The sequence below is a fragment of the Butyrivibrio sp. MC2021 genome (assembly GCF_000621605.1).
Taxonomy (GTDB): Bacteria; Bacillota; Clostridia; order Lachnospirales; family Lachnospiraceae; genus Butyrivibrio.
In genome coordinates this window covers 203544-222928 of the sequence record NZ_JHXX01000003.1, presented here as the reverse complement: position 1 = coordinate 222928, position 19385 = coordinate 203544, and the positions used below count along the sequence as shown (strand labels likewise).

At 47.2% G+C, this 19385-nt stretch carries 12 protein-coding genes; 8 read left to right on the top strand and 4 right to left on the bottom strand.

Annotation, left to right across the window (positions count from 1 at the left end; genetic code table 11):
• Positions 1-78: 78 nt before the first annotated feature.
• Positions 79-1149 (top strand): hypothetical protein, encoded by a 1071-nt coding sequence (locus T359_RS21525; protein WP_155840064.1) that lies wholly within the window; start codon positions 79-81, stop codon positions 1147-1149.
• Positions 1150-1232: 83 nt separating this feature from the next.
• Here the strand turns inward: T359_RS21525 and T359_RS0108975 are convergent, their stop codons facing one another.
• The 4 genes from T359_RS0108975 to T359_RS0108960 form a co-directional block, all read right to left on the bottom strand.
• On the bottom strand, positions 1233-1778 hold the full coding sequence (locus tag T359_RS0108975) for an ANTAR domain-containing response regulator (protein WP_026517181.1): 546 nt from the start codon (positions 1776-1778) through the stop codon (positions 1233-1235).
• Between the two features lie 33 nt (positions 1779-1811).
• A complete protein-coding gene (gene glnA, locus T359_RS0108970; protein WP_026517180.1) occupies positions 1812-3119 on the bottom strand; it encodes a type I glutamate--ammonia ligase in 1308 nt (435 codons plus the stop codon).
• A gap of 167 nt (positions 3120-3286) precedes the next feature.
• Complete coding sequence (locus T359_RS0108965; protein ID WP_026517179.1) at positions 3287-3760, bottom strand: DUF2798 domain-containing protein; 474 nt, start codon at positions 3758-3760, stop codon at positions 3287-3289.
• Positions 3761-4721: 961 nt separating this feature from the next.
• A complete protein-coding gene (locus T359_RS0108960) occupies positions 4722-6047 on the bottom strand; it encodes an MFS transporter (RefSeq protein WP_026517178.1) in 1326 nt (441 codons plus the stop codon).
• A 373-nt stretch (positions 6048-6420) separates the two neighbouring features.
• Here T359_RS0108960 and asnB point away from each other — a divergent pair, with 373 nt between their 5' ends.
• The 7 genes from asnB to T359_RS0108925 all read left to right on the top strand — a co-directional run bounded on the left by asnB (position 6421) and on the right by T359_RS0108925 (position 19128).
• Positions 6421-8127, top strand: coding sequence for an asparagine synthase B (gene asnB, locus T359_RS19875; RefSeq protein ID WP_051545180.1), 1707 nt, complete (start codon positions 6421-6423; stop codon positions 8125-8127).
• Positions 8128-8220: 93 nt separating this feature from the next.
• Positions 8221-10311 carry a glutamine synthetase III family protein gene (locus tag T359_RS0108950; protein ID WP_026517177.1) on the top strand — a complete coding sequence of 697 codons (2091 nt, stop codon included), beginning with the start codon at positions 8221-8223 and terminating at the stop codon, positions 10309-10311.
• Positions 10312-10335: 24 nt separating this feature from the next.
• Positions 10336-14853 (top strand): glutamate synthase large subunit, encoded by a 4518-nt coding sequence (gene gltB, locus T359_RS0108945; RefSeq protein ID WP_026517176.1) that lies wholly within the window; start codon positions 10336-10338, stop codon positions 14851-14853.
• Positions 14854-14855: 2 nt separating this feature from the next.
• A complete protein-coding gene (locus T359_RS0108940; RefSeq protein ID WP_026517175.1) occupies positions 14856-16322 on the top strand; it encodes a glutamate synthase subunit beta in 1467 nt (488 codons plus the stop codon).
• Between the two features lie 85 nt (positions 16323-16407).
• Positions 16408-18186: an ammonium transporter gene (locus T359_RS0108935; protein ID WP_026517174.1), complete on the top strand. Its 1779-nt coding sequence runs from the start codon at positions 16408-16410 to the stop codon at positions 18184-18186.
• A 322-nt stretch (positions 18187-18508) separates the two neighbouring features.
• Positions 18509-18931 carry a hypothetical protein gene (locus T359_RS0108930; RefSeq protein WP_026517173.1) on the top strand — a complete coding sequence of 141 codons (423 nt, stop codon included), beginning with the start codon at positions 18509-18511 and terminating at the stop codon, positions 18929-18931.
• Positions 18910-19128 (top strand): hypothetical protein, encoded by a 219-nt coding sequence (locus tag T359_RS0108925; RefSeq protein ID WP_026517172.1) that lies wholly within the window; start codon positions 18910-18912, stop codon positions 19126-19128. The genes T359_RS0108930 and T359_RS0108925 overlap by 22 nt, the downstream gene beginning before the upstream one ends.
• Positions 19129-19385: the final 257 nt, after the last annotated feature.

Genomic DNA, 19385 nt, shown 5'->3' with positions numbered 1-19385 from the left:
AGGTGAGCTCTTTTTAAGGATGCGTTAGTGTATGTCTCATCCCATAGCTCTTCGCGTCCCCTTTTATAAGGAGGCTTAATGAGAATTGCACAAAGTAACGTGAACATGGTTTCATCCCACAAGTACTACGAGGAGAACCTCGTTTCGGTGCAGACGGGAGTGCTGACCAGAGACTCTTTTCTTGATTCACTGCAGGATCAGGAAAAGAAAAAGTATGATTCGGTAGAACTGAGTAATTCTGAAATTAGCGGTGAAGCTGTCAGCAGCGAGAACTACACCGGCTTAAAACCTAAGAAAGCAGAGTATCTGACTCCGGCGGAGCAAAGTTTGCAGCAGCAGATATCGGAGCTTCGTTCAACACTTCTGGACAGGATACTGAGGCTTCTTAGGCTTCTTGGAGGAGAGGATCAGAACAGCCATTATAAAGGGCTTATTGATCAGACCTCACAAATGCTTACATCTAATAACTTCGTAAAAGTAACCCAGATAACAGCAACACATTATGAAGAGGAGGCTACAACCTTCTGCGGCCAGGGGACCGCTCTTACAGAGGATGGAAGAGTGATCGACTTTGGTGTTAGCTTCTCGCTTTCATCAAGGTTTACACAATATGCCTCAATGGATATTTCTTCTGCTGTGGGCTTTATCGACCCTCTTGTCATCAACGTGGGCAGCGATATCACAAATATCAGTGACCAGCATTTTTACTTTGACCTGGACTGCGACGGAACCAAGGACAATATCGCCAGCCTTGGCGCAGGTTCGGGATTTCTTTCCTATGATAAAAACGGTGACGGAGTGATCAATGACGGCTCTGAACTTTTTGGAACCAAGAGTGGGAACGGTTTCAAGGACCTTTCAGCCTTCGACAAAGATGGCAACAACTGGATAGATGAAAATGATGAGATCTACGAGAAATTGCAGATCTGGCTAAGAAATGAAGATGGCACAGATTCTCTTCTTTCATTAAAAGAAGCGGATGTGGGAGCCATCTATCTTGGAAATGCCTCAACGGAGTTTACCCATCGCGGAATGGACTTTGCTATTTCTGCCATGACAAGAGCCAGCGGGCTATTCCTTAGAGAAAGCGGCGGCGTCGGCACAGTGCAGCAGATTGACCTTGCAGCAGTGCAGCAAAGTATTTTATAAAACAGGCTAAGAGTACACAGGCCAAGTGGGACTGGAGGGACGGCAAGAACCGTCACTACTGTACCTACTTGGCCATCCTGCATTTAAATATTCCTCAAGGAGATGATCATCTCCGCGGTCTCCAGCATATTTGTACCGGAGTCCATGGCGCATTTTTGCAGATACTTATGTGCCTCAGGCTCTGTCATATGGTGCCTGTCCATGAGAATTTCCTTGGCAGCGGCGATGGTCTTCTTGTCCTCATCGCTTCTTAAAAGGCGCTTCTCCTTGGCTTTTTTCTTGCGGCGGTTAACACCCTCCAGCATCAGCTCCAGGGTTGAAAAAAGATCTGACTTCTTCACAGGGGTGGGAAGATAAACCACAGAATCCCCCGTGAGATCCGGTGCTTTGTCAGGGGAGGCAATAAGAAGCATCTGAAAATACCCCGGAAGGTCCTGGGCCAGCTCAGAGTAGAGCATGTCACTTAAGCGGTAGCCACAGATAATGACACCGCTTCCAAGGTCTTCCATGGCGGAAAGAGCCTGCACTCCTGAAGTACAGGCTTTTACCTGGTCATATCCGCCACGGCTCAGTATGCTTTTGAAATTTATTACGTCGGCCTGCTTGGCAAAAGCAACGATTATGTTCACAGACTAAATCCCACCTGATTAAAATTGAAATCTTTAAAAGATATTGAGGTATCTGCCTATTTCCCACTGAGTTACGCAGGTGCGGAAATCCTTCCATTCAGCCTTTTTGGCCTCCAGGAATTTGCTGTAGATAGGCTCACCAAGAACCTCTTTTACAAAGGGATCATCCTTGTATGCGTGGATGGCTTCTCCAAGGGTAAGAGGAAGAGTATCGGCCTCGCCCTTCTGGTCTGACAGCTCCGGGGGAGGAGTCATCTTTTTCTCAATGCCCTCCATACCTGCGGCCAGGATCAGTGCCAGGGCAAGGTAAGGATTGCAGATGGCATCGGGGTTTCTGATCTCAATCTTGGTATTTCCACCTCTCTTGGCGGGAATTCTGATAAGAGCTCCTCTGTTGGCGGAGGCTGATGACCAGGTCACATTCACCGGTGCATCATATCCCGGAACAAGGCGCTTGTAGGAATTGACGATGGGGTTGGTCACAAGAGTCATGCCCTTTACATGGCTCAGAACGCCAGCGATAAAGTGCTTTGCTGTATCGGAAAGCTCCTGGTCGGCGTCGTTTACAAAGATATTCTTTCCGCCGTTATCCTCTGCAAGGATGTTGATGTGCATGCCTGAACCGCTGATGCCTTCAACGGGCTTGGGCATAAATGTGGCGTAGAGGCCGTGCTTTTTGGCAATGGTCTTAACAGCCATGCGGAAAGTCATGACCATATCTGCGCTGCGCTCAGCATCTGCTTCCTTGAAGTCGATCTCGTGCTGGGCAGGAGCGATCTCATGATGGGAGGATGAGATGTCAAAATCCATCTCCTCAAGGTTCAGGATGATATCTCTTCTTACGTTCTCGCCCTGATCTGCGGGAGCAACGTCAAAATATGAAGCCTTCTCATGGGTCTTGGTGGTGGGCTGTCCGTCGTCGTCATAGTCAAAAAGGAAAAACTCCGGCTCGGGATTAACCTTGAAGTTGATGCCCATGTCCTTGGCCTTGGCTACAACATTTCTCAGAACGTTTCTGGAATCTCCCAGGAAGGGCTTGCCGTCTGAGGTGTAGACGTTACAGAACATTCTGGCAACCTTGCCGGACTGGGGGCGCCAGGGGTATATGTCGAAGCTGTCAAGATCGGGATGAAGGTACATGTCGCTTTCTTCGCTTCTTGAAAAGCCCTCTACGAAAACACCGTCAAACATGCACTCGTTATTCAGGGCGCTCTCAAGCTGGCTTGCGGCTATGGCGATATTCTTGGGAACACCGAAAATATCGCAGAACTGCAGCCTGATAAAAGCCACGTCCTCCTCCTCGACGATGCGGTAGATATCTTCTTTTGTATACTTACTCATTTTTACCTCCGTGGGAAAATTTGATCGTAGATCATTGATTATTAAAAAAGAGCGCAGAAACAAGAACCTGATAGTTCTGTTCCGGCGCCCTTGCCTTTGCTCATATCTGTTTCCATACTATACATTTTGACGGTCGGTGTCAATGGGGATGACATTCTCCCGCTAAATCACTTCTTAGAAAACTTCCTCACAAAGAATCCAAACACATTGCGGACCAAGGGACCTGCAAAGAAGATCTGCCAGCAAAGTGCCATGGGGAAATTCATTGCTGTTGTCTGAAGCCATACTGCCACAAACTCTTTTCCTGCATCCTTGAAAAGGGTTGTAGCCACAAGGCTCATGATGGGGCACATGAGGCAAACGCTCATGGCGGAGATTCCAAGGATCATCATGATCATGGGATCTTTTCCCGGTGTAACGAATCTGAAAGCCAGCTTCTGTGCAAGCTTTCCGACAAATAATAACTCAACTGCGACAGCTATAGGCCACATGATGAGCATTTCCTTGAATGCTGCAAGGAATACGAAGTTCTGCATACCGCCTACGTTAAGGGAAATATTGTAGCAGATCATTGCATAGACCATGACAAACGCCATGAAAATAGTGAAAATAACATCCTGAAATTTGCTTTGTGGTAACATACCTAGGGGTTCTCCTTTCATTATTGATCAGGGGAAGACCTCGGGCGTGTTGTTCGTTTGCACCTTGGAGGTGTTGCGTTTCCAATGTTACCGGCTCTAAATCTTCTATCATTTTTTCATTCGACGAGTTGTCATTATATCAGAAAAAACTTTTTGTGTAATCCCCTTTTTTATAGGGAATATTTAGTTGTTATATCAACGTTTATTATTTCTTGATAATAGCTCTGGTGCGAATTGGCAGTGCATATGTTGATAGCAAGCCGCTTACGCGGTGGCTGTTTTCTTTACCTCTGGCTCAGAATCTAGGAACAATCTGGTGGATTTGATGACTGATGTTCTTAGGATAATGGCGCCAGATTAGCGAATTGACGATGATGCGTTGTTTTGTGACTGTATATATGACAACTTTTCATGAATGATCATTATCTTATTGCTATACGTTATATATCGCATGGAAATTATCAATATAGAGACTGATATTTTGCGGCTGTCGCTATGCCGAGGACTATTACACTAGATAAAGAAGAAAAAATAATATCGTGCACTATGACAACACGTAGGACAGCATATGATTTGATTATACGTGTAGGGGAAATTATGAGCCAGCACGCAGAATTAAGATGACTTTCTTTATGCGTGTTTGTTTCAGATCAAAATTGACGGGATTGTGATAAACAGACACTTCTAGAAGCAATATACCTTTCCGCCAGTGCTCCTATGGTCTTTATTTTGCTAATTCATACACGCCTATCGCCATTCACCTACAATCTGCGTGTTTTCTAGGTCCTTTATGGTATCAATATTTTGATAATCATATGAAACACCTGTAAAGTCTCCTCTTAATATGCCTTTCAGGAACAAAAGCGAGCTGGCAAGTGGTATTTTGCAGTACAGATGCATATTACAAAGGGCATAAATATGGATTCTTACAACAGTGTTTCATGCTTTTGCCTACCTTCAATCATTCTGCCGCATTAATGTGCTCTCTATTGGCCAGTACCAGGGGAATCAGGGTCATCAGCAGGATAAACACTCCGGCCAGAAACAGTGTGTTGGTGGGGAGATACTCCGTAAAGCCGTATTCGTCTACGAATTCACCGCTGGTCTTGATGATGGGATTGGAGATCATAGGCGCAACAACCATGGGAATCAGCACATAGAAGATGATGCGGATTCCTTCGAACTGACCTCTGGCATCCTCAGGATATAAGCGCTTGGACCAGACTGTGATGGTCTGCAGGAAAAGAATATAACCGATTCCCACAAACAAGACACCTGCCAACAGATGAGGATTCCAGATAGTGCCGGGATTAACATTCGTAGGTGAAACGGTCAGACCGATGATAAAGAGGCCCACTGCGTTAAATATGATTGCCACTAGGATAAGCAGAGCCGATCTGTCCTTACGGATAAGTCTGATCGCTGGAATAGTGGCAAACATGGCCAGAAGCAGGCCCACGCCCTCGATAAGTCCCATCATATCTGCTGTAAAACCAAGATAATAGATCATGAAATTACCAAGGTGTGAAAAGTATACATTGAAGGAAACAAAATACATTGCCAGCATCAGGTTAACAAATACCAGCTCCCGATGCTTCAGATATTCTCTTATATTGAATATGGAAAAGAACTGTTTGGAAAAAGAGCCTTTCTTGGAGGGCCTAAGACTTACGGAATCCTTCATCCCAAAGAGGGATACGAATCCAAGAAGGATCACCAGAGATCCGATAACTACAAAGAGTCTCATATAATTATCATCGGCGCCGACCAAAAATCCGCCCAGGACTGTTCCGGCGATGGTTCCGATTACAGGCTGTACAGCAAGAGCAGCGCCGATAGAACCTGAATTCTGCTCGTTCATATGGTCGTTGATCCAGGCGTTGAAACCTATATCATTTCCCATGGAACCGAAGAAGCTCATAATGGCATCCGCTGCGATAACCGCAAAAGCAATGCCTATAATAGCTGTGGTATCGCCGTTTCTATGATGAATATACTGGGTTGTTCCAAAGAGAATGGTAAAGACGCCCCACAGGATATATCCGATGGATACAAGACTTTTTCTGTTGCCTCTTCTATCGGAAATGCAGCCAAAAAGGAAGGTTGAGATCGTGGTGGCAGCGGCAGATATAGCCAGCATCCAGGAGATGATGGTAGGATCCTTGGCTATCTTGGCATATACGAAGGTGTTAAACCACTGATTTTCCATGTTCCAGCAAAGCTGTCCCGCAAGACCAAGCAGCCATATCAGTGACCAGAAGCCGAATTTGTTTGTCTTAGATTCCATGCGCGTTTCCTCCCCCGATAGAAGTACATATATTTATATTAACATAATATCGTTTTCCGTTGATTTAATCCAAAAAAATAAAAAATATTAATTTTACTATGTTGACAAGTATAACTAAGAGGCATAATATGTAAAACATAAATTGTATACAGGTATTCTTTGAAACAAATTTTGTCAACAATGGCGTTGGCGGAAGGCTCAGTTTGAGCATTCTGTCGGCGCCGTTTTTATTTCATAAATGAAATAAAAACGCTCCGCGAGGATGCACACTCGCGCGAGAGGAAGATGTTGCATAAATGCAACCGCGCTCGGCGCAAGAATTTCGCAAGCGAAATTCCATTCGTAGTCATTTTTGGCTTATTAGGAGGTCAGTATGTGTTCAATATTAGGAACCACTTCCAAAACAATTTCAAAAGAAGAGCTTAAGCCCTACTTCGACAGAACGATCCCCAGAGGACCGGACATGTCAAGGCTGGTGGAAACACCCATAGGTTACCTGGGCTTCCACAGACTGGCCATCATGGGACTTCACCCCGAAGGAATGCAGCCCTTTGAGCTGGATGGAAACATCGCAGTATGTAACGGCGAGATCTACGGCTTCAGAAAAATGAAAAAAGCACTGCAGGAAAAGGGCTACAGCTTCGAAAGCGATTCCGATTGCGAAGTGATCCTTCCTCTTTATAAGGAATATGGAACCAAGGTATTCCAGAAGCTCGGTTCAGAGTTTGCGGTTCTCATTTACGACAGCGAAAAAGAGACACTGCTGGCGGGCCGCGATCCCATGGGAATAAGACCTCTTTTTTACGGATATGATAAGAGCGGAGCCATAATGTTTGCTTCCGAGGCCTGCAACCTTGAGGGCCTTTGCAAAGAAATTAAGCCCTTCCCTCCGGGACATTACTACTTAAGGGGCCACTTCCACAGGTTCGAGGAGCTGACAGAGCTTAAGTCAACACTCTACTGGAAGAATGTAAACTTCGATTCCAAGGATAAAGAGTCACTGTACTCCACCTCAGATGTGGAAACAGCCTGCAGAGGCATCAGAGAGAGATTCATGAAGTCCGTAAAGGACAGAATGGACGCCGACGCTCCCCTGGGATTTCTTTTATCAGGCGGTCTTGATTCAAGCCTTGTATGTGCCATCAGCCAGAGACTCCTTGATCAGGAAGCCAGGAAGACAGGTAAGAAAGCCAAGAGAATCAGAACCTTCGCCATCGGAATGGAGAAGGATGCCATAGATCTTAAGTATGCAAAAGAAGTTGCTGATTTCATAGGAAGCGATCACACCGAAGTCTTCATGACACCGGACGAAGTTATCAGAGAACTTCCTAATGTAATAAAGCTTCTTGGAACCTGGGACATCACAACCATCAGAGCCAGCATGGGAATGTACCTTTGCTGCAAGGCCATCCACGAGACCACAGATGTGAGAGTTCTCATGACCGGTGAGATCTCAGATGAGCTCTTTGGTTACAAGTATACGGACTTTGCTCCCGACGCCGAGGCCTTTCAGCAGGAGGCAAAAAAGAGAGTGGATGAGCTCTATATGTACGACGTCCTTCGTGCTGACAGGTGCATAAGCGCCAACAGCTTAGAAGCAAGAGTTCCCTTCGGAGATGTGGCTTTTGTCAAATATGTAATGAGCATCGATCCGGAGATCAAGATGAACAAGTACGACATGGGCAAATACCTTTTAAGGCACGCCTTTGAAAAGGATAACCTCCTTCCGGAGAACATCCTCTGGAGACAGAAAGCTGCCTTCTCGGATGCGGTGGGACACAGCATGGTAGACGACCTTAAGGCCTTTGCGGAAGCCAAGTACACCGATGAGGAGTACGAGATAAGAAGAAAGAAATACGATTACTGCACACCATTCACCAAGGAAAGTCTTCTCTACAGAGAGATCTTCGAGGAGTACTACCCGGGACAGGCGCCCATGATCAAGGACTTCTGGATGCCTAACAAAGAGTGGGAAGGTTGTAATGTAAACGATCCGTCAGCAAGAGTTCTTTCAAACTACGGCGATTCCGGCGCACAGCTGGGAAGCGAAAGCAGCGGATCAATACAGGAAGCAGTTTAATAATAATGATACGTCAATGGGGACGATTCGCGGTGGCTGCCGGGCAGCCTGCCGTGTGTCGTCTTATTTTTTGCCTAAGAGAGGAGAATATGTATGAAAACAGAAGCAACACATTTACCTGAACTGTTCGGAAGCTACGTTTTTAACGAGGAGACCATGAAGGAGCGTCTTTCATCAGCATCCTTCAAAGCATGGAAGCAGTGCATCACAGACGGAACTCCATTAGAGCTCACCACCGCCAATGAGATCGCTGAATCCATGAAGCAGTGGGCTATCGAAAAGGGTGCAACACACTATACACACTGGTTCCAGCCCATGACAGGAGTAACTGCAGAAAAGCACGACAGCTTCATCGATCCTGTTGGCGGCGGAAAGATCATGATGGACTTTTCCGGCAAAGAGCTGGTAAGAGGTGAGCCCGATGCATCAAGCTTCCCTTCAGGAGGACTTCGAGCTACCTTCGAGGCAAGAGGCTATACAGCCTGGGATCCCACAGCTTTTGCTTTCGTAAAAGATAATTCTCTTTACATCCCGACAATTTTCCTTTCCTATTCAGGAGAGGCTCTTGATAAAAAGACTCCTCTGCTCCGCTCAATGGATGCGGTAAGCAAGCAGTCAATCAGAATCCTGAGACTCTTCGGAGATACAGAGACCAAGCGCGTTACAGCACAGTGCGGTCCCGAGCAGGAGTACTTCCTTGTGGACAAGGCTCTTTACAAGCAGCGTGAAGACCTGATTATGACAGGAAGAACACTTTTCGGAAACAAGCCTCCTAAGGGACAGGAACTTGAAGATCACTACTTCGGAGCGATCAAGCCCCGTGTAGCAGCTTACATGGAGGACCTTGATAACGAGCTTTGGAAACTGGGCGTTCTTTCCAAGACAAAGCACAACGAGGTTGCTCCCGCACAGCATGAGATGGCTCCTGTTTACTCAGATGCCAACACAGCTTCCGATTCCAACCAGATCGCCATGGACATCATGAAAAAGGTTGCTGACAGACACAACTTCGTATGCCTCCTTCATGAGAAGCCCTTCGCAGGGGTTAACGGTTCCGGTAAGCACGACAACTGGTCCATCGGAACAGACACAGGCAAGAACCTTCTTAAGCCCGGCAGCACACCAAGCCAGAACGCACAGTTCCTTCTTTTTCTGGCAGCATTTGTTAAGGGCGTAGATGAATATCAGGATACCCTCAGATGTACAGTAGCATCTGCAGGAAACGATCACCGCCTGGGCGCCCAGGAGGCACCTCCGGCAATCATTTCTATCTTCCTTGGTGATGAGCTTGAAGCGGTTGTTGAATCAATCATCGAAGGCAAGCCCTACAAGGATGGCGGAAAGAAAAAGATCCAGATCGGAATTGACGTACTTCCTTCAATTCCTCAGGACAACACAGACAGAAACAGAACATCACCTATGGCCTTCACAGGTAACAAGTTTGAGTTCCGTATGCTTGGTTCATCCCAGTCAATCTCAGGTCCTAACATCGCCCTGAACACAATTATGGCTGAGGAGCTCAAGCAGTTCGCAGATAAGCTTGAGAAGTCCAAGAACTTCAACGATGATCTTCAGAAGCTCATCAAGAAGACCTTCACAGATCACAGAAGAATCATCTTCAACGGAAACGGATATGATGCTTCATGGGTAACAGAGGCTAAAAAGCGTGGTCTTTCAAACCTCATTTCCACAGCAGATGCGCTTCCACACTACAACGACAAGAAGGCTGTTGACCTCTATGTAGGTAACGGCGTTTACACCAAGGGCGAGGTTGAGGCAAGAGCACTGATCCATGCTGAGACCTACAACGCAAAGATCGCCATCGAAGCTAACACAATGCTTGATATGATCCGCAGACAGATCCTTCCTGCAGTTTCATCCTACGCCGCAGACCTCTGCGACCGTATGGCTACCCTTAAGGCAGCAGGCTGCGTAACAGCTTACGAGACAGACACATCAAAAGAGGTTGCTGTTCTCACAGATGCTCTTATGAAGCAGTGCCAGAAGCTTGCAAAGGATATGGACAAGGTTCCTGCAGATCCCTGGAAGGCCCTTAGCTACTATCACAAGACCATCATCGCAGACATGGATGCAGCAAGAAAATCAGCTGATGCTCTGGAGCTTTTGGTAGACGAGCAGTATTGGCCATTCCCTGTTTACTCTGATCTTCTTTTCTCAGAGTAATGTAACTAGTGAGGAGTTGAAAAAATGGGTTCTACTTTATACAACGACAACATAGAGCATGATGCCTGTGGAATCGGCGCGGTGGTCAACATCGACGGCCACGCCGATTACAAGGTCCTTGATGATGCCCTTTCAATAGTAGAAAAGCTGGAGCACCGCGCAGGAAAGGACGCCAGCGGAAAAGTCGGAGACGGCGTAGGTATTCTCCTGCAGATCTCACACGCTTTTTTCTCAAAAGCAGCAAGACGTTGCGGTATTTCCCTTAAGGGAAGCCGTGACTATGGAATAGGTATGTTCTTTTTTCCACAGGATGAGCTTAAAAGAACCTTCGCAAAAAGAATGTTTGAAGTCATCTGTGAAAAGAACGGCCTTACATTCCTTGGATGGAGAGAGGTTCCCACAAGACCCGAGATCCTCGGAGATCTGGCAAGGGATTGCATGCCCTACATCTGCCAGTGCTTCATCGAAAGACCCGAGGAATGTGAGAGAGGCCTTGCCTTTGACAGAAAACTCTACGTCTGCAGAAGAGAGTTCGAGCAGAGCAGCGAAGATACCTATATCACCTCTTTATCCTCAAGGACCATTGTTTATAAGGGAATGTTCCTTGTAAAGCAGCTCAGAGCCTTTTATGAGGATCTCCAGAGCCCTGATTACAAGACCTCCATCGCTATGGTTCACTCTAGATTTTCAACAAATACAACACCCAGCTGGGAAAGAGCTCATCCCTACAGGATGATCGCCCACAACGGCGAGATCAATACCATCAGAGGTAACATCGACAGAATGCTGGCCAGAGAGGAGACTATCGTTTCTCCTATCATGAGCGAGGAAGATACAGACAAGATTTTCCCTGTGGTAAATAAGAGCGGCTCAGACTCAGCCATGCTTGATAATACACTGGAATTCATGTACATGAACGGCATCGATATGCCACTGGCAGTCATGATGACCATACCGGAGCCCTGGAAGCACAACCATTTCATGGAGGAGAGCAAAAAAGACTTTTACCATTATTACGCCACCATGATGGAGCCCTGGGACGGACCGGCAGCTATCATTTTCTCAGATGGAGATATCCTTGGAGCCACACTGGACCGTAACGGCCTTCGTCCTTCAAGATACTACATCACAGATGACAACAGGCTCATACTTTCTTCCGAGGTTGGCGTACTTGATATAGAAGCTTCTCATATCGTGAAAAAGTCAAGGCTCCAGCCCGGAAAAATCCTTCTTGTGGACACACAGCAGAAGAGAATTATCTCCGATGAGGAGTGCAAGAACTACTACGCAGCCCGTCAGCCCTACGGTGAGTGGCTGGACGGAAACCTCCTTCATCTTTCGGAGCTTACAATACCTAACAAAAAGATTCCGACCCACACCCAGGAGATGCGAGACAAGCTCTATAAGGTCTTCGGCTACACCTACGAGGATGTGAAGACAGGAATCCTTCCCATGGCCATGAACGGCGTGGAAGCCACAGCCTCCATGGGACATGATGTTCCTCTGGCAGTGCTGTCCGAGAAGCATCAGCCGCTTTTTTACTACTTCAAACAGCTTTTCGCCCAGGTAACCAATCCTCCCATTGATTCCCTCCGTGAAGAGATCGTCACCGACACCACAGTATTCATCGGATCCGACGGTAACCTTCTTCAGGAAAAAGGCGAAAACTGCAGAGTTCTGGAGGTCAACAACCCCATCCTTACCGGGGTAGACCTTATGAAGATAAAGAGCCTTAATCAGCCCGGCTTTAAGAGCGAGGTTGTTTCACTTCTTTATTATAAGAACACTTCCCTTAAAAAAGCTCTTGAGCAGCTCTCCATCACCGTTGACAGGGCCTACGCCAAGGGAAGCAACATCATCATCCTCTCAGACAGAGGAATCGATGAGAACCACGTGGCAATTCCTTCACTTCTGGCAGTTTCATCAGTGGAGCAGCACCTGGTTAGGACCAAGAAAAGAACCGCCGTTTCCATCATCCTTGAGAGCGGCGAACCAAGGGATGTTCACCAGATGGCAACTATCCTGGGCTTTGGCGCAAGAGCCATCAACCCCTATCTGGCTCATGAGTGCATCTCAGAGCTGATAGATATAGGGATCCTGGATAAGGACTACCACACAGCCATCGCCGATTACGATTTTGCAATCCTTCACGGAATTGTTAAGACCGCGGCAAAAATGGGTATCTCCACACTGCAGTCCTACCAGTCGGCAAGGATTTTCGAGGCCATCGGCCTTTCCAAGGAAGTCATCGACAACTACTTCACCGGCACAGTAAGCCGTATCGGTGGTATCGGTATAGAGGAGATCGAGGAAGGTATCAAGTTCCTTCACGACCATGCCTTTGATCCCCTTGGTCTTGGAACCGATACAACCCTTGACAGCACAGGCTTCCACAAGCTAAGAAGCGGCGACGACAAGGAGGATCATCTCTACAATCCTCAGACCATCATCGCACTGCAGCAGGCCTGCCAGAGCGGCAGCTACGAGCGCTTCAAGGAGTACACCGCCATGGTGGATGACGACAGACCTCACACCCTTAGAGGACTCCTTGAGTTTGTACCTAAGAAAAAGGCAATTCCTCTGGATCAGGTAGAACCTGCAGCAGAGATTGTAAAAAGATTTAACACCGGAGCCATGAGTTATGGCTCCATCTCCCAGGAAGCCCATGAGACCATGGCCATCGCCATGAACACCTTAGGAGCAAAATCCAACACCGGTGAGGGCGGCGAGAATCCTGAGAGATTCGGCACCATCAGGAATTCAGCCATCAAGCAGGTGGCATCCGGAAGATTCGGAGTATCCAGCAGATATCTTTTAAGTGCTCAGGAGATCCAGATCAAGATGGCCCAGGGCGCTAAGCCCGGTGAGGGCGGACATCTTCCCGGAAAAAAGGTTTATCCATGGGTTGCAAAGACAAGATTTTCAACCCCCGGTGTATCACTGATATCACCGCCGCCACATCACGATATTTATTCCATCGAGGATCTGGCGCAGCTTATATACGACCTTAAGAATGCCAACAGAAAGGCAAGGATTTCCGTAAAGCTTGTTTCTGAGGCAGGAGTCGGAACCATAGCTTCAGGTGTTGCCAAGGCGGGAGCCCAGGTAATCCTGGTATCGGGCTATGACGGAGGAACAGGAGCAGCACCCCTTAGCTCCATCCACAACGCAGGTCTTCCCTGGGAGCTTGGCGTAGCCGAGGCCCACAGAGCACTGATAGAGAGCGGCCTTCGTAATCACGTCATCCTTGAGACTGACGGTAAGCTCATGAGCGGCAGAGATGTAGCTATTGCCTGCCTTCTGGGGGCCGAGGAGTTTGGTTTTGCCACAGCTCCGCTGGTAACCATGGGATGCATGATGATGAGGGTCTGCAGCCAGGATACATGTCCCTTCGGTATTGCAACCCAGAACGAGGTTCTTCGTAAGCGCTTCGTGGGTAAGCCCGAATATGTTATGAACTTCATGCTCTTTATCGCAGAAGAGATGAGAGAGATCATGGCGAAGCTGGGATTCAGGACCGTTGATGAGATGGTCGGAAGGACCGACTGCCTTGAGATGAAGGAAAAACAGATAACCAAGAGAGCTGAGATGGTCAACCTTTCTCAGATCCTTAACAAGGAATATGCGGGAGTTTCCGCAAGGCACTTTGATCCAAAGCATTCCTACGACTTTAAGTTAAAAGAGACTGTGGACGAAGCAGTTCTTTTACCAAAGTTCGAGAAATACATTGAGAGCGGCAAAAAGCACGAGGATGATGCTCTTGTAAGCAGCACCAACAGAGCCGTCGGAACCATCATGGGCAGCGTCATCACCGACAAGCTTGGCACCGAGGTAAAGGACGACACCTTCGTGGTGAACCTTACAGGCGGTGCTGGACAGTCCTTCGGAGCCTTTATTCCAAAGGGCATGACCATGAAGCTCACCGGAGATGCCAACGACGGCCTGGGCAAGGGACTTTCCGGAGGCAAGATCATAGTTGTTCCTCCCAAGGATGCAGCATTTAAGCCTTCAGAGAATATCATCATCGGTAACGTTGCCCTCTACGGTGCAACCTCAGGAAAGGCCTATATCGACGGTGTGGCCGGCGAGAGATTCTGCGTAAGAAATTCAGGAGCCACAGCGGTAGCCACAGGATGCGGAGATCACGGTCTTGAGTACATGACAGGCGGAAGAGCAGTTATCCTTGGTCAGACCGGCAAGAACTTTGCAGCAGGTATGAGCGGCGGAATCGCCTATGTACTGGATGTTAACCACGATCTTTACAGAAGGATCAACAAGGAGATGGTTTCATTAGAGGAACTCTCCGAGAAGTACGACATTCAGGAGCTTAAGGACATCCTTGAGGACTATGTCAAGGAGACCGGTTCCGAGCTTGGAAAAGAGATCCTTTCAGATTTTGAAAGCCATATCCCTCACTTCAAGAAGATAGTTCCACATGACTATCAGAGGGTTATAAGCGCTATCGGCAAGTTTGAAGAACAGGGTATTTCTCATGAAAATGCAGTACTTGAAGCATTCAACGAGATTACCAGAGGAGCATGAAAATGGGTAAGGCGACAGGTTTTTTGGAATATAAAAGAGTTGAGGATAAGGTAATACCTGTATCCGAGAGAATCCTGAATTTTAAGGAGTTTCACAGCTGCCTGGATGCTAATGCCAGAAAGCTCCAGGGTGCCCGCTGCATGAACTGCGGCGTCCCCATGTGTCAGTCAGCCATAAAGCTAAAGGGAATGGTTACCGGGTGTCCCCTTCACAACCTTATCCCCGAGTGGAATGATGAGATCTATCACGAGCACATTCCCCACGCTTTATCAAGACTTCTTAAAACCAGTAATTTTCCGGAGTTCACAGGCCGTGTATGCCCGGCGCTTTGCGAGAAGGCATGCATATGCGGAGTAAATGACGATCCGGTAACGGTTCACAACAATGAGCTGTATATCATCGAAACCGCTTTTAGGGAAGGGTATATGAAGCCCAGGATTCCCAAGGTAAGGAGCGGGAAAAAGGTTGCTGTAATAGGAAGCGGACCTTCGGGCCTTGCGGTGGCAGACCAGCTGAACCACAGAGGCCACAGCGTAACGGTCTATGAGAGAGAGGACCGCATCGGAGGACTTTTGATGTACGGCATTCCCAACATGAAGCTTCAGAAGGAAGTCATTGACCGCAGAAGAAAGCTCATGGAGGAAGAGGGAGTTGTATTTAAGACCGGTGTGAATGTTGGGGTAGACATCACTGCGGAGGAGCTTAACAAGAAGTACGACGCCATAGCGCTCTGCTGCGGCGCCAAGAAGCCAAGACCCCTTGGGGTTAAGGACTCCACCGAGGTAAAAGGTGTTCACTACGCCGTGGATTTCCTTAAATCCACCACCAAGAGCCTTCTGGAGAGCGGACTTAAAGAGGGCACCTTCATCAGCGCCAAGGACAAGCACGTTGTGGTTGTAGGCGGCGGAGATACCGGTAATGACTGTGTCGGAACCTGTATCCGGCACGGCTGCAGATCCATAACCCAGCTGGAGATGATGCCGGCACCGCCCACAGAGAGACTTGCAAGCAACCCCTGGCCCGAATGGCCCAAGGTTCTTAAGACCGATTACGGCCAGCAGGAAGCCATCGAGAGATTCGGCCATGACCCCAGGATCTACGAGACCACGGTAAAAGAGCTTATCACCAAGAGCGGCAAGCTCTCAGCCATAAAGACAGTGCAGGTGAAGTTCGAAAACGGCAAGCTCACTGAGGTAGAAGGCACCGAGAAGGAGATCAAATGCGAACTTCTTCTTATAGCCGCAGGCTTTATCGGCTGTCAGGAGTACACCGCCGAGGCCTTCAAGGTAAAGCTGACAGGAAGAGGCGTTGTGGAGACAGCTGAGGGTGAGTACAAGACAAGTGCTGACAAGGTCTTCACCGCAGGGGATATGCACCGCGGACAGTCACTGGTTGTCTGGGCCATCGTGGAAGGCAGGAACTGCGCGAGAGATATTGATGAATACTTAATGGGATACAGTAATCTGTAAAGACAGCAAGGGAGCTGTTGGACTTTTTTTATGGGAGTCCGACAGCTCTCTTTTTTATAAAAAAATAATTAGGAGGAGAAATATTATGACAGAAGAAGCTATTATGAGTTTGGTATCGGAATCATCCACCAGTACCGTATTTGCCGTATGGTTCCTTATCGGAGCCGCCCTGGTGTTCTGGATGCAGGCAGGATTTGCCATGGTGGAGGCAGGCTTTACAAGAGCCAAGAACACAGGAAACATCCTTATGAAAAACCTCATGGATTTTTGTATCGGAACAGTAATGTTCATTCTCATCGGTTTTTCACTTTTACTTGGTGAAGATCTTGCAGGCTTTATCGGAAAGCCCGGCTTTGATATCTTCACATCCTATGCAAATTTTGATTTCTCTAATTTCGTTTTCAACCTGGTATTCTGTGCTACAACAGCAACCATCGTATCAGGAGCCATGGCAGAGAGAACCAAGTTCTTATCCTACTGCATCTACTCAGGAGTTATCTCAGGTCTCATCTACCCCATCGAGGCACACTGGATCTGGGGCGGCGGCTGGCTTGCGCAGCTTGGCTTCCATGATTTCGCAGGTTCCTGCGCAATTCACATGGTAGGTGGTATCTCAGCTCTTATCGGCGCAGCTTTACTTGGTCCCCGTATCGGTAAGTTCAGCAAGGACAAGGACGGCAAGATCAAAGAAGTTAACGCATTCCCGGGTTCAAACCTTGCAATCGGCGCTCTCGGATGCTTCATCCTCTGGTTTGGCTGGTATGGTTTCAACGGCGCAGCAGCAACATCTAAGGAGCAGCTTGCTTCAATTTTCCTTACAACAACAGTAGCTCCCGCAGTAGCAACATGTGTAACAATGGTATTTACATGGGTTAAGTATGGTAAGCCCGATGTTTCAATGTCCCTCAACGCATCTCTTGCAGGTCTTGTAGCTATCACAGCTCCCTGCGATGTAACAGACTGCTTTGGTGCCATCGTTATCGGTGCAGTAGCCGGACTTCTTGTTTGCTTCGGTGTTTGGTTCCTTGATTATGTTCTCAGAGTTGACGATCCCGTTGGTGCCGTTGCGGTTCACATGATGAACGGTATCTGGGGAACAATCGCAGTTGGTCTTTTCGCAACACCTACAGCTCCCGGCAACGAGGAGACAGGCGTAGTTGGTCTTTTCTACGGCGGCGGCTTCCATACCCTTGGAATTCAGCTCCTTGGCTTTGCAACAGTAGCAGCATGGACAGCAGTCACAATCACAGTCGCATTCCTTATCATCAAGGCTACTATCGGCCTTAGAGTTACAGAGGAAGAAGAGATCCTTGGTCTTGATTCCACAGAGCATGGCCTTACATCTGCTTATGCAGGATTCTCCATCATGGATATTTCAAACACTCTTACAGTTGATGTTAACGAGAACACAGATCTTGGTGAGGATTCCTACGAGTTTGCATCTGAGGCAAAGAAGAATGCTGCAGTTCCTGTAGCTGTTGAAGCACCTCTTGCACCTGAGTTCGACACCGGAATGCACAAGGTTTCCATCATCTGCAAGCTGGCTAAGTTCGACACCCTTAAGAAGACCCTCAACGAGCTGGGCGTAACCGGTATGACCATGACACAGGTTATGGGCTGCGGCGTTCAGAAGGGTTCCACAGAGAAGTATCGTGGTGCAACCGTTGACTCAACACTGCTTCCTAAGGTAAAAGTTGAAGTCATCGTTTCCAAGATTCCTGTTCAGAAGGTTATTGATGCCGCCAAGAAGGCTCTTTACACCGGACATATCGGAGACGGTAAGATCTTCGTTTACAACGTAAGCCGCGTAGTTAAGGTACGTACCGGCGAAGAAGGCGTAGCCGCACTTCAGGATGTAGAGTAAAGTAAGCCTCCCGCAGTTTGAGGTGATTAGTATTTCTTCCGATTGGGAGAAATACTTGATCCGGGAAGGTTATGGCGGAAATACCGAGTAATATAGAATAACTAACGCCCTGTTGGAGACAGGCCCCCAATATATATCAATATATATTGAAGCCTATCACCAACAGGGCTGTTTTTCGCTAGAAATCGGTATTTTCCGCAATCCCGGGACGGTGCCTCGGCAAAAATGCCTCAGTAGGAACCGACCTCGTTGTTTGACTAAAAGTGTACATTGTTGACATTGTGTACACTTTGCTATAATATGAACATATGGAGGATTATATATGAATGTTTTGAATGCGACGGATGTTAGAAAAAACTGGTCAGTAACCCTTGATGCCATTGTGCATGATAAGCCTGCATATATTAAAAGGACTCATGATAATATCGCGCTTATGGATGTTTCCACTCTTAATGAACTTTTGGCGGGATATAAGTATACTGCGGATAAGTATGATGAAGACGATGGCAGTGTGACTCTGAGCCTAAGAGAACTTGACATTGTAGTTAATGATGCTGATCTGGAAGCTACTAAGAGAAGACTCGCTGAATATATTAAGGAATATGCAGAGGAATTCTATTCTGAATACAATGTTTGGTCTAAGGCTCCGAACAGAAAGGGACATATTCCCTATGTCTTTAAGGCACTGACGTTAGATACCGATTCCATTTTGGAGGATATTGTATGCCAAAATGGAAAGAACTGAAGCGTTTTTGTGAAAGGGACGGATGGGAATTATATAAGGATACCAATCATTATTACTACAGAAAAGTAATGCCGGATGGCAGTATTAAAAGAACGAAGGTATCCAGAGGAAGTGGTGAGATAAGGCCTCATATGTGGCAGGAAATACTCAAGAAACAGTTACAAGTTACAGAAGATTATTTCAACAGCATGATCTAAGTCAAAGGATGACAATAATTTTTAAAAAAATTCAAAAAATTGTAAAATAACTATAAAGTATTTTAAAATTCATCCGATATATCTATCGTAGCAAGGATTCCCCATAGCAGGGAAAAGCTAGTAAACATCAACAGTTTAAAGTATTGCCCGGAGTATTCGTCTACTTCATCCAAAAACTTTGGGGGAAAAGTTTTTGGAAAAGGCTAAAGTAAAAAAGGATTCTTCCGATAAATGAAGTAGAAAAACAAAAATACTCC

Bases quoted from the DNA above. Each gene is read 5' to 3' on its own strand.
- glnA (WP_026517180.1), bottom strand. From the start codon at position 3,119: ATGAGTAAGTATACAAAAGAAGATATCTACCGCATCGTCGAGGAGGAG.
- T359_RS0108935 (WP_026517174.1), top strand. From the start codon at position 16,408: ATGACAGAAGAAGCTATTATGAGTTTGGTATCGGAATCATCCACCAGT.
- T359_RS0108965 (WP_026517179.1), bottom strand. From the start codon at position 3,760: ATGTTACCACAAAGCAAATTTCAGGATGTTATTTTCACTATTTTCATG.
- T359_RS0108960 (WP_026517178.1), bottom strand. From the start codon at position 6,047: ATGGAATCTAAGACAAACAAATTCGGCTTCTGGTCACTGATATGGCTG.
- T359_RS0108925 (WP_026517172.1), top strand. From the start codon at position 18,910: ATGCCAAAATGGAAAGAACTGAAGCGTTTTTGTGAAAGGGACGGATGG.
- asnB (WP_051545180.1), top strand. From the start codon at position 6,421: ATGTGTTCAATATTAGGAACCACTTCCAAAACAATTTCAAAAGAAGAG.
- T359_RS21525 (WP_155840064.1), top strand. From the start codon at position 79: ATGAGAATTGCACAAAGTAACGTGAACATGGTTTCATCCCACAAGTAC.
- T359_RS0108950 (WP_026517177.1), top strand. From the start codon at position 8,221: ATGAAAACAGAAGCAACACATTTACCTGAACTGTTCGGAAGCTACGTT.
- T359_RS0108940 (WP_026517175.1), top strand. From the start codon at position 14,856: ATGGGTAAGGCGACAGGTTTTTTGGAATATAAAAGAGTTGAGGATAAG.
- gltB (WP_026517176.1), top strand. From the start codon at position 10,336: ATGGGTTCTACTTTATACAACGACAACATAGAGCATGATGCCTGTGGA.
- T359_RS0108930 (WP_026517173.1), top strand. From the start codon at position 18,509: ATGAATGTTTTGAATGCGACGGATGTTAGAAAAAACTGGTCAGTAACC.